The sequence below is a fragment of the Pseudomonas soli genome (assembly GCF_900110655.1).
In the GTDB taxonomy this organism is placed as follows: Bacteria; Pseudomonadota; Gammaproteobacteria; order Pseudomonadales; family Pseudomonadaceae; genus Aquipseudomonas; species Aquipseudomonas soli.
The window spans coordinates 151,794-167,261 of sequence record NZ_FOEQ01000003.1; the positions used below are offsets into that span (position 1 = coordinate 151,794).

Annotated in this window: 16 protein-coding genes; 13 read left to right on the forward strand and 3 right to left on the reverse strand. The window is 59.7% G+C overall.

All coding sequences use genetic code 11. The annotated features are described in order from the left end of the window. Positions 1–2: 2 nt before the first annotated feature. The 3 genes from recF to dnaA are packed head-to-tail and all read right to left on the reverse strand — an operon-like array spanning position 3 to position 3,795. The gene (gene recF / locus BMY03_RS08665; protein WP_094010826.1) at positions 3–1,106 is read right to left on the reverse strand and encodes a DNA replication/repair protein RecF; all 1,104 of its coding nucleotides are present in this window, start codon (positions 1,104–1,106) and stop codon (positions 3–5) included. Positions 1,107–1,121: 15 nt separating this feature from the next. Continuing rightward, entirely contained in the window at positions 1,122–2,225 is a 1,104-nt protein-coding gene (gene dnaN / locus BMY03_RS08670; protein WP_038707084.1) for a DNA polymerase III subunit beta, read from the reverse strand. Between the two features lie 43 nt (positions 2,226–2,268). Then, on the reverse strand, positions 2,269–3,795 hold the full coding sequence (gene dnaA / locus BMY03_RS08675; protein ID WP_023628553.1) for a chromosomal replication initiator protein DnaA: 1,527 nt from the start codon (positions 3,793–3,795) through the stop codon (positions 2,269–2,271). A 593-nt stretch (positions 3,796–4,388) separates the two neighbouring features. Here dnaA and rpmH point away from each other — a divergent pair. The 13 genes from rpmH (at position 4,389) to BMY03_RS08740 (ending at position 15,460) form a co-directional block, all read left to right on the forward strand. Further along, positions 4,389–4,523 carry a 50S ribosomal protein L34 gene (gene rpmH / locus BMY03_RS08680; RefSeq protein WP_003253163.1) on the forward strand — a complete coding sequence of 45 codons (135 nt, stop codon included), beginning with the start codon at positions 4,389–4,391 and terminating at the stop codon, positions 4,521–4,523. A 13-nt stretch (positions 4,524–4,536) separates the two neighbouring features. Further along, positions 4,537–4,938, forward strand: coding sequence for a ribonuclease P protein component (gene rnpA / locus BMY03_RS08685; RefSeq protein ID WP_094010827.1), 402 nt, complete (start codon positions 4,537–4,539; stop codon positions 4,936–4,938). Next, positions 4,931–5,176 (forward strand): membrane protein insertion efficiency factor YidD, encoded by a 246-nt coding sequence (yidD, locus tag BMY03_RS08690; RefSeq protein ID WP_011536514.1) that lies wholly within the window; start codon positions 4,931–4,933, stop codon positions 5,174–5,176. The genes rnpA and yidD overlap by 8 nt, the downstream gene beginning before the upstream one ends. A gap of 2 nt (positions 5,177–5,178) precedes the next feature. After that, positions 5,179–6,861 carry a membrane protein insertase YidC gene (gene yidC / locus BMY03_RS08695; protein WP_094010828.1) on the forward strand — a complete coding sequence of 561 codons (1,683 nt, stop codon included), beginning with the start codon at positions 5,179–5,181 and terminating at the stop codon, positions 6,859–6,861. Between the two features lie 83 nt (positions 6,862–6,944). After that, the gene (gene mnmE, locus BMY03_RS08700; RefSeq protein WP_094010829.1) at positions 6,945–8,318 is read left to right on the forward strand and encodes a tRNA uridine-5-carboxymethylaminomethyl(34) synthesis GTPase MnmE; all 1,374 of its coding nucleotides are present in this window, start codon (positions 6,945–6,947) and stop codon (positions 8,316–8,318) included. Between the two features lie 537 nt (positions 8,319–8,855). Beyond that, positions 8,856–10,748, forward strand: a complete 1,893-nt coding sequence (gene mnmG, locus BMY03_RS08705) for a tRNA uridine-5-carboxymethylaminomethyl(34) synthesis enzyme MnmG (RefSeq protein ID WP_094010830.1) — start codon at positions 8,856–8,858, stop codon at positions 10,746–10,748. Then, positions 10,745–11,395 carry a 16S rRNA (guanine(527)-N(7))-methyltransferase RsmG gene (gene rsmG / locus BMY03_RS08710; protein ID WP_023628557.1) on the forward strand — a complete coding sequence of 217 codons (651 nt, stop codon included), beginning with the start codon at positions 10,745–10,747 and terminating at the stop codon, positions 11,393–11,395. Before mnmG ends, rsmG begins: the two co-directional genes overlap by 4 nt. An 18-nt stretch (positions 11,396–11,413) precedes the next feature. Continuing rightward, positions 11,414–12,205, forward strand: a complete 792-nt coding sequence (locus tag BMY03_RS08715; protein ID WP_023628558.1) for a ParA family protein — start codon at positions 11,414–11,416, stop codon at positions 12,203–12,205. 9 nt (positions 12,206–12,214) lie between these two features. Beyond that, positions 12,215–13,087 carry a ParB/RepB/Spo0J family partition protein gene (locus tag BMY03_RS08720; RefSeq protein WP_023628559.1) on the forward strand — a complete coding sequence of 291 codons (873 nt, stop codon included), beginning with the start codon at positions 12,215–12,217 and terminating at the stop codon, positions 13,085–13,087. Between the two features lie 149 nt (positions 13,088–13,236). Then, the gene (locus tag BMY03_RS08725; protein ID WP_011536507.1) at positions 13,237–13,644 is read left to right on the forward strand and encodes a F0F1 ATP synthase subunit I; all 408 of its coding nucleotides are present in this window, start codon (positions 13,237–13,239) and stop codon (positions 13,642–13,644) included. Positions 13,645–13,660: 16 nt separating this feature from the next. Next, positions 13,661–14,530: a F0F1 ATP synthase subunit A gene (atpB, locus tag BMY03_RS08730; protein ID WP_023628560.1), complete on the forward strand. Its 870-nt coding sequence runs from the start codon at positions 13,661–13,663 to the stop codon at positions 14,528–14,530. A gap of 144 nt (positions 14,531–14,674) precedes the next feature. Continuing rightward, positions 14,675–14,932 carry a F0F1 ATP synthase subunit C gene (gene atpE / locus BMY03_RS08735; RefSeq protein WP_003097235.1) on the forward strand — a complete coding sequence of 86 codons (258 nt, stop codon included), beginning with the start codon at positions 14,675–14,677 and terminating at the stop codon, positions 14,930–14,932. 57 nt (positions 14,933–14,989) lie between these two features. After that, positions 14,990–15,460 (forward strand): F0F1 ATP synthase subunit B, encoded by a 471-nt coding sequence (locus tag BMY03_RS08740; protein WP_023383136.1) that lies wholly within the window; start codon positions 14,990–14,992, stop codon positions 15,458–15,460. The last annotated feature ends 8 nt before the right edge of the window (positions 15,461–15,468 follow it).

Consider the following 15,468-nt stretch of genomic DNA (forward strand, 5'->3'; position numbering starts at 1 on the left):
CTTCACTCCCGATGGTCGTGGGTCTGGGTGATACGGCCTTGTTCCACGTGGAACAAGGCAACTGGCGTTTCCGTTTGCCAGCCTTCCCTCAGAAATTCGTGGTCTACACAGGTGATGAACACCTGGCAGTTCAATTCTTCAAGCAAGCGGCACAGGGCGCGGCGATGCTGCTCGTCCAGCTCGGACGGCAAGTCATCCACCAGATAAATACACTGACCGCGACGAACCTGGCTAACCAGGTGCCCCTGTGCAATGCGCAGGGCGCAGACCACCAACTTCTGCTGCCCACGCGAAAGAATGTCGGCCGCATTGTTCGCGCCCAATCGAAGGCGCAGATCAGCACGCTGTGGCCCGGCCTGGGTGTGGCCCATCTGCTGATCACGAAGGAGGGAGGCGGCGAGAACTTCATTGAGTTCCCGGTCCTTGTCCCAGCCTCGGTAATAGCTCAGGGTCAGCCCGTCCAGTTCGACCAGTTCGCTCAGGGTCTGCTCGAAGACAGGCTTCAAGGCCTTGATATAGTTGCGACGGTATTCATCTATCTCCGCACTGGCGAGACATAACTCTCGATCCCAGGCGGCTTGCGAAACGGCGTCCAGTGTACCATGCCGCAGCCATGAGTTCCGCTGCCGCAGGGCCTTCTGCAGGCGCTGCCAGGTAGCCATGAAGCGGGGTTCCACGTGGAACACGCCCCAATCGAGGAACTGCCGACGCACTTTAGGCGCACCTTCGAGCAGCCGGAAACTGTCCGGATTGATCAACTGCAACGGCAGCATCTCTGCCAGTTGCGCGGCGCTGCGCGCGTTCTGTCCATCGATGCGAATGGTGAAATCCCCCTGGCGCTCCCGCGACACACCAAGGTTGCTCATACCGCCCTCAGCCAATTCGACCTGGCCGAACACCGTGCAGGTCGGCTGATCGTACTGGATCACCGGGTTTAACCGGGTGCTGCGGAACGAGCGCGCAAGACCGAGCAGGTGCACAGCTTCGAGCACGCTAGTCTTGCCGCTGCCGTTGGCGCCGTAAAGGATGTTGATGCGAGGGGAGGGTGAGAGGGTCACCGGGTGCAGGTTGCGCACCGCGGTGACCGAGAGACGTCGAAGGGACATGTCGCCTGCTACGGGTTACAGACGCATCGGCATGACAACGTAGGACGAGTCGTCATTGCCGGCTTCCTGCAACAGGGCGCTGCTGTTGGAGTCCGACAGAATCAGGCGCACCTGCTCTGTAGTCATGACACCCAGCACGTCCAGCAGGTAGCTGACGTTGAAACCGATCTCCAACGAGCTGCCGCTGTAGTCAACGCTGATCTCTTCTTCCGCCTCTTCCTGTTCCGGGTTGTTGGCCTGGATCTTCAGCTGACCAGCGGCCAGTTGCAGGCGGATGCCGCGGTATTTCTCGTTGGACAGGATCGCGGTGCGGCTGAACGCTTCGCGCAGTGCCTGACGATCACCGACCACCAGCTTGTCGCCACCTTTAGGCAGAACGCGCTCGTAGTCCGGGAACTTGCCGTCCACCAGCTTGGAGGTGAAAGTGAATTCACCGGTGGTGGCACGGATGTGGTGCTGGCCCAGAACGATGCTGACCATGCCTTCTGGGTCTGTCAGCAGGCGCGCCAGCTCCAGGATACCTTTGCGCGGCACGATGACCTGATGACGATCAGCTTGGTCGATCGGTGCCTGCATGGCACACAGCGCCAGGCGATGGCCATCGGTGGCCACGGCACGCAAGGTGCCGGGGGATACTTCCAGCAGCATGCCGTTGAGGTAGTAGCGCACGTCCTGTTGGGCCATGGCGAAGCTGGTGCGCTCGATCAGGCGGCGCAATTTGCTCTGCTCAAGCTGGCAGGTCAGCGAGCCCGGCCCTTCTTCCACAGTCGGGAAATCATTGGCAGGCAAGGTGGAAAGGGTGAAACGGCTGCGCCCGGCCTTGACCAGCAACTTCTGCTCGTCGACCTTGATGTCGATCAGCACATCGCTGGGTAGGCTTTTGCAGATGTCCATCAGCTTGCGCGCTGGGACGGTGATCTCGCCCGGTTCAGCCGGTTCTTCCAGCTGGACGCGGCCAACCAGTTCGACTTCCAGGTCGGTACCGGTCAACGACAGCTGCTGGCCTTGCACGACCAGCAGGACGTTGGACAGAACCGGCAAGGTCTGGCGGCGCTCGACGACGCCTGCGACCAGTTGCAGAGGTTTCAACAGGGCTTCGCGTTGAATGGTGAAATGCATGGTCTAGTCCCTTGCCTTCAAATAGCTGCGCAGACGACGGTCATCAAGTCGTCAGCGTACGCAGCAGGTTCTTGTAGTCCTCGCGGATATCCGCGTCGGATTCCTTCAATTCGTTGATCTTCCGGCAAGCGTGCAGGACGGTGGTGTGGTCACGGCCGCCAAACATATCGCCAATCTCCGGCAGACTGTGGTTGGTCAACTCTTTCGACAACGCCATCGCCACCTGCCGAGGCCGCGCCACCGAGCGCGAGCGACGCTTGGACAACAGATCCGAGATCTTGATCTTGTAGTACTCGGCCACCGTGCGCTGGATGTTATCCACACTGACCAGTTTGTCCTGTAGGGCCAACAAGTCCTTGAGCGACTCGCGAATCAGCTCGATGGTGATATCGCGGCCCATGAAGTGCGAGTGGGCAATCACTCGTTTCAGTGCACCTTCCAGTTCACGCACGTTGGAGCGAATGCGCTGGGCGATGAAGAAGGCAGCATCGTGTGGTAACTCGACCTTGGCCTGGTCGGCTTTCTTCATCAGGATCGCAACACGAGTTTCCAGCTCTGGCGGCTCGACGGCGACCGTCAGACCCCAACCAAAGCGCGACTTCAGTCGCTCCTCCAGGCCTTCGATTTCCTTCGGGTAGCGGTCACTGGTGAGGATCACCTGCTGGCCGCCTTCAAGCAGGGCATTGAAGGTGTGGAAAAACTCCTCCTGGGAGCGCTCCTTGCGGGCAAAGAACTGAATGTCATCGATCAGAAGCGCGTCGACCGAGCGGTAGAAACGCTTGAACTCATTGATGGCGTTCAACTGCAGCGCCTTGACCATATCGGCCACAAAGCGCTCGGAATGCAGGTAGACCACCTTGGCGTTCGGGTTCTTCTTCAGCAGGTGGTTACCCACAGCGTGCATCAAGTGAGTCTTACCCAGACCTACGCCGCCATAAAGGAAGAGCGGATTGTAGCCATGCTTTGGGTTGTCGGCGACCTGCCAAGCTGCGGCGCGGGCCAGTTGGTTGGATTTACCCTCGACGAAAGTCTCGAAGGTAAAGGTTCGATTCAGGTAACTGGTGTGCTTCAACGCACCTTCGACCTGAACCGTGCGCTGCTCGGTGCGCCCACCGGCCTTCGGCGGCGTGATGGTGTCGCTCATGCTGTCGAAGCTATCACGACTCGATGGCTCCTCGACCTCGGCAACCTCCGCCAGCTCGACCACAGGGGCATTCGTATGCTGGACCGCCGCCACCGGAGGCTGCACTTGGCTCTGTTGAGCAAGGGTCGCGGCAACTGCAGCGCTGACAGGTGCGTTGGGGGCAGCACGCGCCGCGGAGCTGCGACGGCTACCTATCAACAAGGAAAGCGCAGGGGCAATGCCGCTGCCCTGTTCACCCAGCAGTTCGAGCAGGCGGCCAAGGTACTTCTCGTTGACCCAATCAAGCACGAAGCGGTTGGGCGCATAGACGCGCAACTCGTCGCCTTCGGCTTCGACCTGTAGCGGACGGATCCAGGTGTTGAATTGCTGGGCAGGCAGTTCATCGCGCAGAAGCTCCACGCACTGCTGCCAAAGTTCCACTGACACGGATATCCCCTGAGTTGAAAGCCGGATGAGGCAAAACAAACCGCCATTGTACCGGGCAGGCGGTCAGTTATCCACACGTGGTGGCGACCGCGATCACGTTAAAACCGCCAAAAACTGACGCTTACATCACACAAGCGGTGTTGATAAGCTCTGTGGATAACGACACCTGTGGGCTATGCACAACCCCGGGCTGAGCTCTGTGGATAAAAGCCCTGTGGATAAACACCCATTCAGCCCACAGGTTGTCCTCATGGCCCGCACAGACAGAGCACCCTTTACCGACAAGGTTGCGAAGCTCTGTACAGCCTGTAAAACGTGGCCTTGAATGGCTTATCCACAGAAGGTTGTCCAGCTAAGATCTATAAGTTCTTCAAAAAAGCTTTTTATATGCCTCTTTGTTTTTTCTGTTTGCCTGCGTTTTGTCCACACGGGCAAACGGTCATCATTCGAGGGAGATTCGATCTACCCTGATTCGACCTTCCATAAGAATGGCTGGTTGGAAATTGACCTATTGCCTTGCTTTCTCTAGAATCGCCGATCTCTTAAAAAGGGGGCCCTTCCGGCCCGTTGTCGACCAACCCAGGTAACACGCCATGAAACGTACTTTCCAACCAAGCACCATCAAGCGCGCCCGCACCCACGGTTTCCGTGCCCGTATGGCTACCAAGAACGGCCGTGCCGTTCTGTCGCGTCGCCGTGCCAAAGGCCGTAAGCGTCTGGCAATTTGATTTTTCGGCACAGGTGGTGAGTCAGGACTTCAGTCGGGAAAAGCGACTGCTTACAGCCCGGCATTTCAAAGCGGTCTTCGACTCCCCAACCGGCAAGGTTCCAGGGAAAAACCTGCTTATCCTTGCCCGCGAGAACGGCCTCGATCATCCGCGCCTAGGCCTGGTGATCGGCAAGAAGAGCGTCAAGCTCGCCGTTCAACGCAATCGCCTGAAACGCCTGATGCGCGATTCGTTTCGCCTGAACCAGCAGCTGTTGGCTGGCCTGGACATCGTGATCGTCGCGCGCAAGGGGTTGGGCGAAGTGGAAAACCCAGAATTGCACCAACACTTTGGCAAGCTCTGGAAGCGACTGGTCCGCAGTCGGCCCTCTCCAGCGGTCGCCAATTCCGCAGGGGTAGACAGTCACAATGCGTAAACTGGCCCTCGTTCCGATCCAGTTTTACCGTTACGCCATCAGTCCACTGATGGCCAGTCACTGTCGTTTCTATCCCAGCTGTTCCTGTTACGCCTATGAAGCCATTGAAAACCATGGCCTCTTGCGTGGTGGGTGGCTGGCCGTTCGTCGCCTGGGGCGTTGTCATCCGTGGAACGACGGCGGTTTCGATCCCGTTCCACCTGCTCCTTCCTCCCGAACTTCTTCGATAGCCGAGTAATCATGGATATTAAACGCACGATCCTGATCGTCGCCCTGGCAATCGTGTCCTATGTCATGGTCCTCAAGTGGAACCAGGACTACGGCCAGGCTGCCCTGCCGACTCAGAATGCTGCTGCCAGCAATGCTGCCCCGGCCCTGCCGGACACCGTGCCGGCCGGCAACTCCGGTGCAAGTGCCGATGTGCCGAGCGCCAATGCTGAATCCAGCCCAGCCGAACTGGCGCCAGTGGCGCTCAGCAAGGACCTGATCCGGATCAAGACCGACGTCCTGGACCTGGCTATCGACCCGGTCGGTGGTGACATCGTCCAACTGACCCTGCCGAAGTACCCTCGTCGCCAGGATCATCCGGATATTCCGTTCCAGCTGTTCGATAACGGTGGCGAACGTGTGTATCTGGCCCAGAGCGGCCTGACCGGCGCCAACGGCCCGGACGCCCGTTCCACGGGTCGTCCGCTGTACTCCGCAGAGCAGAAGAGCTTCCAGCTGGCCGACGGCCAGGACCAACTGTCGGTCGACCTGAAGTTCAGCGAGAACGGCGTCAACTACATCAAGCGCTTCAGCTTCAAGCGCGGTGAGTATGACCTGACTGTCAGCTACCTGATCGACAACCAGAGCAGCCAGGCCTGGACCGGCAACATGTTTGCCCAGCTCAAGCGTGACGCCAGCTCCGACCCGTCGTCGAGCACCGCCACCGGTACCGCCACCTACCTGGGCGCGGCCCTGTGGACAGCTTCCGAGCCGTACAAGAAAGTGTCGATGAAAGACATCGACAAAGGTAGTTTGAAAGAAAATGTGACCGGCGGCTGGGTCGCCTGGCTGCAGCACTACTTCGTGACCGCCTGGATCCCGACCCACTCGGACAACAACGCCGTCCAGACCCGCAAGGACAGCCAGGGCAACTACATCATCGGCTATACCGGCCCGGCGCTTAACGTCCCTGCCGGCGGCAAGGTCGAAACCAGCGCCATGCTGTATGCCGGCCCGAAGATCCAGTCCAAGCTCAAAGAGTTGTCCCCAGGCCTGGAACTGACCGTCGACTACGGCTTCCTGTGGTTCATCGCCCAGCCGATCTTCTGGCTGCTGCAACATATCCACAGCCTGCTGGGCAACTGGGGCTGGTCGATCATCGTCCTGACCATGTTGATCAAGGGCCTGTTCTTCCCGCTGTCGGCCGCCAGCTACCGCTCGATGGCGCGCATGCGTGCCGTGGCGCCAAAACTGGCCCAGCTGAAGGAACGCTTCGGTGATGATCGCCAGAAGATGTCCCAGGCGATGATGGAGCTGTACAAGAAAGAGAAGATCAACCCGCTGGGCGGCTGCCTGCCGATCCTGGTGCAGATGCCGGTGTTCCTGGCCCTGTACTGGGTACTTCTGGAAAGCGTCGAGATGCGCCAGGCCCCGTGGATGCTGTGGATCACCGACCTGTCGATCAAGGATCCGTTCTTCATCCTGCCGATCATCATGGGCGCCACCATGTTCATCCAGCAGCGCCTGAACCCGACCCCGCCCGATCCGATGCAGGCGAAGGTAATGAAAATGATGCCGATCATCTTCACCTTCTTCTTCCTGTGGTTCCCGGCTGGTCTGGTGCTGTACTGGGTTGTGAACAACTGCCTGTCGATCGGACAGCAGTGGTACATCACTCGCCGTATCGAGGCTGCGACCAAGAACGCAGCCGCTTGACGGGCTGCTACGCTAGCCTGTTAACAAAAACGCCCCCCTGGGGCGTTTTTGCTATCTGTCGTATTCGTTGTAGAGGTTCGAGCATGAACACAGTGCGTGAAACCATTGCCGCCATCGCCACCGCCCAGGGCCGTGGCGGGGTAGGCATCGTCAGATTGTCCGGCCCGCTGGCCCGCCAGGCCGGGCAAGTCATCACCGGGCGCAATACGCTGACCCCGCGGCATGCCCATTACGGCCCGTTCCGCGATGACGATGGCCTGGTGCTGGATGAAGGGATCGCGCTGTTCTTCCCCGGGCCAAACTCGTTCACCGGCGAAGATGTGCTGGAGCTGCAGGGCCATGGCGGTCCGGTAGTCATGGACATGCTGCTGCAACGTTGCCTGCAGCTCGGTTGCCGGCTGGCACGTCCAGGCGAATTCAGCGAGCGAGCGTTCCTCAACGACAAGCTCGACCTGGCCCAGGCCGAGGCAATCGCCGACCTGATCGAAGCCAGCTCCACACAGGCTGCGCGCAATGCCCTGCGTTCCCTGCAAGGGGCATTCTCCAAGCGTGTGCATGGCCTCACCGAAGATCTGATCGCCCTGCGCATCTATGTCGAAGCCGCGATCGACTTCCCAGAGGAAGAGATCGATTTTCTTGCCGATGGCCATGTGCTGCGCATGCTCGATGAAGTACGTGACACGTTATCCACAGTTCAGCGCGAAGCAGGGCAAGGCGCATTGCTTCGCGACGGCATGACCGTGGTTATCGCAGGCCGGCCGAACGCCGGCAAGTCGAGCCTGCTCAACCAGTTGGCCGGGCGTGAAGCGGCAATCGTCACCGATATCGCCGGCACCACCCGGGATATCCTTCGCGAACATATCCACATCGACGGTATGCCCCTGCATGTGGTCGACACCGCAGGCTTGCGCGACACCGATGACCATGTGGAAAAGATCGGTGTGGAACGGGCGCTCAAGGCCATCGGCGAGGCCGACCGTGTGCTCCTGGTAGTCGATTCGACGGCACCGGAAGCCAGTGATCCGTTTGCCTTGTGGCCAGAGTTTCTCGATCAGCGCCCCGACGTGGCCAAGGTCACCCTAATTCGCAACAAGGCGGACCTCAGTGGTGAGGTCGTAGGCCTGGAGCAAAGCGACGATGGGCACGTCACCATCACCCTCAGCGCCCGGGACAACGACATGGGCCTGGATCTGCTGCGTGAGCATCTCAAGGCTTGCATGGGCTATGAACAAACCGCCGAAAGCAGCTTCAGCGCTCGTCGCCGGCACCTGGAGGCGCTACGCCAGGCCAGTGCCCACCTCGAGCATGGCCGTGCGCAGCTGACCCTCGCCGGTGCCGGTGAGCTGCTGGCAGAGGATCTGCGCCAGGCACAGCAAGTGCTGGGTGAAATTACCGGAGCGTTCAGTTCGGATGACCTGCTGGGGCGGATCTTCTCCAGCTTCTGCATTGGCAAGTGATCCCACAGGGTTCGATTCGCAACAAAGCCGCTCTCTGGAGCGGCTTTTTTTTGTCTGCGATTCGTGTGGGTACGGGTCATTGCAAGCAGGCCATCGACCACGGACGACAAGCGCTGCGCAAAATATTTCATCAACAGCGTTCCGAACGCCTGGCTAAGCTCTGTGGAAAACTCGGCCTCAGCTCCGTTGATAACCAGGCTTTTTTTCTGAGGACAAACCTGCCTGTGGGTAACAGCACCATTCATCCACAGGTTAAACAGCGGTATCCAGAGCCCCCAGGCCTACCTGGACACAGGGTTATGATTCTCTGTACACATTGTAATACATAGGCTGTAGAGACTTATGCACAGACAGGTGGGTACCTAAACATAAACATAAAAACAAAGCTTTTTTAAATTTTTCCTCTTTGTTTTCTTTTACCTGCCACTCATCCACAGCCTGGTCAAATTTTGCTCAGAAGGTTTCTTTGGAGGGTGGGAAGTCCCTATACTTGTCCGCTTACCTTCTCTATTCGCAAAAACAGGCACGAGGTGCGTGGTGGATTTCCCTTCCCGTTTTGAAGTGATCGTCATCGGCGGCGGCCATGCCGGTACCGAGGCTGCGCTTGCGTCCGCACGCATGGGTGTGAAAACCCTGCTGCTGACTCATAACGTGGAAACCCTCGGTCACATGAGCTGCAACCCGGCCATCGGTGGCATTGGCAAGAGCCACCTGGTCAAGGAAATCGATGCGCTCGGCGGCGCGATGGCGCTGGCCACCGACAAGAGCGGCATCCAGTTCCGCGTTCTGAACAACCGCAAAGGCCCGGCGGTACGCGCCACCCGTGCACAGGCGGACCGCGCCATCTACAAGGCCGTGGTACGTGAAATCCTGGAAAACCAGCCCAACCTGTGGATATTCCAGCAGTCGTGCGATGACCTGATCGTCGAGCAGGACCAGGTCAAGGGCGTGGTCACCCAAATGGGCCTGCGGTTCTTCGCCGACTCCGTGGTACTGACCAGCGGGACTTTCCTCGGTGGACTTATCCACATCGGTTTGCAGAACTATTCAGGTGGCCGCGCCGGCGATCCGCCCGCCAATGCCCTGGCCAACCGCATGCGTGAAATGCCGCTGCGTGTCGGCCGGTTGAAAACCGGTACCCCGCCGCGCATCGATGGCCGTTCGGTGGACTTCTCGGTGATGACCGAGCAACCGGGCGATACGCCGATCCCGGTAATGTCGTTCATGGGCAATGCCGACATGCATCCGCGCCAGGTGAGCTGCTGGATTACCCACACCAACGCCCGCACCCACGAGATCATTGCCTCGAACCTCGACCGTTCGCCGATGTATTCGGGGGTGATCGAAGGCATCGGCCCGCGTTATTGCCCGTCGATCGAGGACAAGATCCACCGCTTCGCCGACAAGGAAAGCCACCAGGTGTTCATCGAGCCGGAAGGCCTGACCACCCATGAGCTGTATCCCAACGGCATTTCCACATCGTTGCCGTTCGACGTGCAGCTTGAGATCGTCCGCTCGATCCGCGGCATGGAGAACGCGCACATCGTGCGCCCGGGCTATGCCATCGAGTACGACTACTTCGATCCGCGCGACCTGAAGTACAGCCTCGAGACCAAGGTCATCGGCGGCCTGTTCTTCGCAGGCCAGATCAACGGCACCACCGGCTACGAAGAAGCCGGTGCCCAAGGCCTGCTGGCCGGGACCAACGCGGCTCTGCGCGCCCAGGGCCGTGAAAGCTGGTGCCCGCGCCGCGACGAGGCGTACATCGGCGTGCTGGTCGACGACCTGATCACCCTCGGCACCCAAGAGCCGTACCGCATGTTCACTTCGCGAGCCGAGTACCGGCTGATCCTGCGCGAAGACAACGCCGACCTGCGCCTGACCGAGAAAGGCCGCGAACTCGGCTTGATCGACGATGAGCGCTGGGCGGCGTTCAGCGCCAAGCGCGAAGGCATCGAGCGTGAAGAGCAGCGCCTGAAGAGCACATGGGTGCGCCCGAACACGCCGCAAGGCCAGGCCATTGTGGATAAGTTCGGCACGCCATTGGCGCATGAGTACAGCCTGCTCAACCTGCTTGCCCGCCCTGAAATCGACTACGCTGGCCTGATCGAGGCAACCGGCGGCGAGAATATCGATCCACAGGTCGCCGAACAGGTCGAGATCAGGACCAAGTACGCCGGCTACATCGACCGCCAGCAGGAAGAAATTGCCCGCCTGCGCGCCAGTGAAGACACACGTCTGCCTGTGGATATCGACTACACGACCATTTCCGGGCTGTCCAAGGAGATCCAGGGCAAGCTCGGCGACACCCGGCCAGAGACCCTGGGCCAGGCTTCGCGTATTCCCGGCGTCACCCCGGCGGCGATTTCCCTGTTGCTGATTCACTTGAAAAAACGCGGCGCAGGCCGCGAATTGGAGCAAAGCGCTTGAGTTCCCCGGTCACCCCGCAACATGCCGAAGAGTTGTCCACAGGTGCGCGCCAGCTTGGTGTCGAGCTGACCGCGCAGCAGCACGAACTGCTGCTGGGCTACCTGGCCCTGTTGATCAAATGGAACAAGGCCTACAACCTGACCGCCGTGCGCGACCCCGACGAGATGGTCTCGCGTCACTTGCTCGACAGCCTCAGCGTCATGCCGTTTATCCACAACGACACCCAGCGTTGGCTGGATGTCGGCAGCGGCGGCGGCATGCCGGGCATTCCGCTGGCCATCCTGCACCCGCACAAGCAGGTGACGGTGCTCGACAGCAACGGCAAGAAGACGCGCTTCCTCACCCAGGTGAAGATGGAGCTGAAACTGGACAACCTCAGGGTTATCCACAGCCGGGTGGAAGAGGTCCAGCCCGAGCAGCCGTTCTGCGGGATCGTCTCCCGGGCCTTCAGCAGCATGGAGAATTTCACCAACTGGACCCGCCACCTGGGTGACAGCCGCACGCAATGGCTTGCAATGAAGGGGCTGCATCCTGCCGATGAACTGGTAGCATTGCCCGCAGACTTCACAGTGGAAAGCGAGCAGGCCCTGACCGTTCCAGGTTGCCAGGGCCAGCGCCATCTGCTGATACTGCGCCGCAAGGCATGACTGGGAACACGAGCAACAATGGCTAAGGTATTCGCAATCGCGAACCAGAAGGGTGGTGTGGGCAAGACCACCACCTGCATCAATCTCGCCGCATCGCTGGCCGCGACCAAGCGTCGCGTGCTGCTGATCGACCTCGATCCACAGGGCAACGCGACCATGGGCAGCGGTGTGGATAAGCACGAGCTCGAGCATTCGGTGTACGACCTGCTGATCGGGGAATGCGACCTGGCCCAGGCCATGCACTACTCCGAGCACGGTGGTTACCAGCTGTTGCCGGCCAACCGCGACCTGACCGCCGCCGAAGTGGTCCTGCTGGAAATGCAGATGAAGGAGAGCCGCCTGCGCAACGCGTTGGCGCCGATCCGCGAGAACTACGACTACATCCTCATCGACTGCCCGCCGTCGCTGTCGATGCTGACGCTCAATGCGCTGGTCGCCTCCGATGGCGTGATCATCCCCATGCAGTGCGAGTACTACGCGCTGGAAGGGTTGAGCGACCTTGTGGATAACATCAAGCGCATCGCCGCCCGGTTGAATCCGGAGCTGAAGATCGAAGGCCTGTTGCGGACCATGTACGACCCGCGCCTGAGCCTGAACAACGATGTTTCGGCGCAGCTCAAGGAACACTTTGGCGAGCAGCTGTACGATACGGTGATCCCGCGCAACATCCGCCTGGCGGAGGCGCCGAGCTTCGGCATGCCGGCACTGGCCTACGACAAGCAATCCCGTGGCGCGCTGGCCTACCTGGCGTTGGCCGGGGAACTGGTTCGTCGTCAACGCCGTCCATCACGCATTGCACAAACAACTTAAGGAATCCGCATGGCCATCAAGAAACGCGGTCTCGGACGTGGGTTGGATGCACTGCTCAGTGGTCCTTCCGTCAGCGCGCTCGAAGCGCAGGCTGTCAAGATCGACCAGAAGGAACTGCAACACCTGCCGGTCGAGCTGATCCAGCGCGGCAAGTACCAGCCGCGTCGCGACATGGATCCCGAGGCGCTGGAAGAACTGGCGCACTCGATCCGCACCCATGGCGTCATGCAGCCGATCGTGGTTCGCCCGATCGGTGACAACCGCTACGAGATCATCGCCGGTGAGCGCCGCTGGCGCGCCACCCAGCAGGCTGGCCTGGATACCGTTCCGGCCATGGTCCGCGAAGTACCCGACGAAGCCGCCATTGCCATGGCGCTGATCGAGAACATCCAGCGCGAGGACCTCAACCCGCTGGAAGAGGCGCTCGCCCTGCAGCGTCTGCAGCAGGAGTTCGAACTGACCCAGCAGCAGGTGGCTGATGCCGTCGGCAAGTCGCGGGTCACCGTGGCCAACCTGTTGCGCCTGATCTCGCTGCCCGAGGCGATCAAGACCATGCTCGCCCATGGCGACCTGGAGATGGGCCACGCCCGCGCCTTGCTCGGCCTCGAGGAAGATCGACAGGAAGAAGGGGCGCGTCATGTTGTCGCACGCGGCCTCACCGTGCGCCAGACCGAGGCACTGGTGCGTCAGTGGCTCAGTGGCAAACCTGAGCCGGTCGAGGCGAGCAAACCTGATCCGGATATCACGCGTCTTGAACAGCGTCTGGCAGAGCGCCTGGGCTCGGCGGTACAAATTCGCCATGGCAACAAGGGCAAAGGCCAGTTGGTTATTCGCTACAACTCCCTTGACGAGTTGCAAGGCGTGCTTGCTCACATCCGCTGAAACAATTCCTGTTGTAGCGCGCAGTCGGAAATCACTACCCAAGAGTTGAATAGGGGTTAATCCACCCCTATACTCTGCGCGCATTTTGTCGGCACAAATTATGCCAAGTCATTGTTGACGAGGCGGTCGACTTTCGAGGAGCAGTTGTGATGGAAATCCGCACGCCAAACCGCCTGCCTTTCCATCGCTGGGCGGTTTTTCCGGTACTGCTGGCTCAATTTGTCGTACTGCTGCTGGCAACGCTGGTGTTGTGGCAGTGGAAAGGGGTGGTCAGTGGATATTCAGGCCTTTGCGGAGGTTTGATTGCCTGGCTGCCCAATGTGTATTTCGCCTGGAAGGCTTTTCGCTTCAGCGGAGCCCGGGCGGCGCAGGCCATCGTCAAGTCGTTTTACGCGGGCGAGGCAGGCAAGATGATTTTGACGGCAGTGCTGTTTGCACTGACCTTCGCAGGAGTGAAGCCATTGGCGCCGTTGGCAGTATTCGGCGTCTTCGTGCTGACCCTTTTGGTCAGCTGGTTCGCGCCCCTGCTGATGAATAAAAGACTTTCGAGACCTTAGGGCGTTTGAGGCAACCATGGCAGCAGAAACCGCTTCGGGCTATATCCAGCACCACTTGCAGAACCTGACCTACGGTCAACTACCAGACGGCAGCTGGGGCTTGGCCCATTCGGCTGCAGAAGCCAAGGCAATGGGCTTCTGGGCGTTCCACCTGGACACCCTGGGCTGGTCCGTTGCGCTGGGTCTGATCTTCCTGTTCATCTTCCGCATGGCGGCTAAAAAGGCCACTTCCGGCCAGCCTGGCGCCTTGCAGAACTTCGTAGAAGTGCTGGTGGACTTCGTCCACGGCAGCGTGAAGGATTCCTTCCACGGCCGCAGCCCGGTGATCGCCCCGCTGGCGCTGACCATCTTCGTCTGGGTATTCCTGATGAACGCCATCGACCTGGTACCGGTCGACTGGATTCCTCAACTGGCCATCCTGATCTCCGGTGATCCGCACATTCCGTTCCGCGCGGTGTCGACCACCGACCCGAACGCCACCCTGGGCATGGCCCTGAGCGTGTTCGCGCTGATCATCTTCTACAGCATCAAGGTCAAGGGCATCGGCGGCTTCATCGGCGAGCTCACCCTGCACCCGTTCGGCAGCAAGAACATCTTCGTGCAGATCCTGCTGATCCCGGTGAACTTCCTGCTCGAGTTCGTCACCCTGATCGCCAAGCCGATCTCGCTGGCGCTGCGTCTGTTCGGCAACATGTACGCCGGCGAGCTGGTGTTCATCCTGATCGCGGTGATGTTCGGCGCCGGCATCCTCTGGCTCAGCGGCCTGGGTGTGGTGCTGCAGTGGGCGTGGGCTGTGTTCCACATCCTGATCATCACCCTGCAAGCTTTCATCTTCATGATGCTGACCATCGTCTACCTGTCGATGGCTCACGAAGATAACCATTAAGACCGCCTGGCGTGTCTGATAGCCTTCCCCGCCGGTTTGGGGGGAGGGCTTAAAAAGTCCGCAAGGGCATGCTGTACCAAACGATTTGTTTTACCGCTTCAAACTAAAAACCTAACCAATACGACGTAAAAGTCGGGAGGAAAGATGGAAACTGTAGTTGGTCTGACCGCTATCGCTGTTGCTCTGCTGATCGGCCTGGGTGCTCTGGGTACCGCCATTGGTTTCGGCCTGCTGGGCGGCAAGTTCCTGGAAGGCGCTGCTCGCCAGCCAGAAATGGTTCCGATGCTGCAGGTCAAAATGTTCATCGTTGCCGGTCTGCTCGACGCCGTAACCATGATCGGTGTTGGTATCGCTCTGTTCTTCACCTTCGCGAACCCCTTCGTTGGTCAGATCGCCGGCTAATCACTCGTTCCTACGAGTTGATTGGTGTGATGGACAAAGACCGAGCGAGGTGTTGGCGTGAACATTAATGCAACCCTGATTGGCCAATCCGTTGCTTTTCTGATTTTTGTACTCTTCTGCATGAAGTACGTATGGCCTCCGGTCATCACTGCCCTGCAAGAGCGCCAAAAGAAGATTGCCGACGGTTTGGACGCTGCCAACCGCGCAGCTCGCGACCTGGAGCTGGCCCAAGAGAAAGCGGGTCAGCAACTGCGTGAAGCGAAGGCACAGGCAGCCGAAATCATTGAGCAAAGCAAGAAACGCGCTGCTCAGCTTGTCGAGGAAGCCCGTGAACAGGCTCGCGTCGAAGCTGACCGTGTGAAGGCTCAGGCTCAAGCCGAGATCGAACAGGAACTGAACAGCGTCAAAGACGCCCTGCGTGCCCAAGTGGGTGCCCTGGCTGTTGGCGGTGCTGAAAAGATCCTTGGCGCCACAATCGATCAAAACGCGCATGCGGAGCTGGTTAACAAACTGGCCGCTGAAATTTAAGCGAGGGC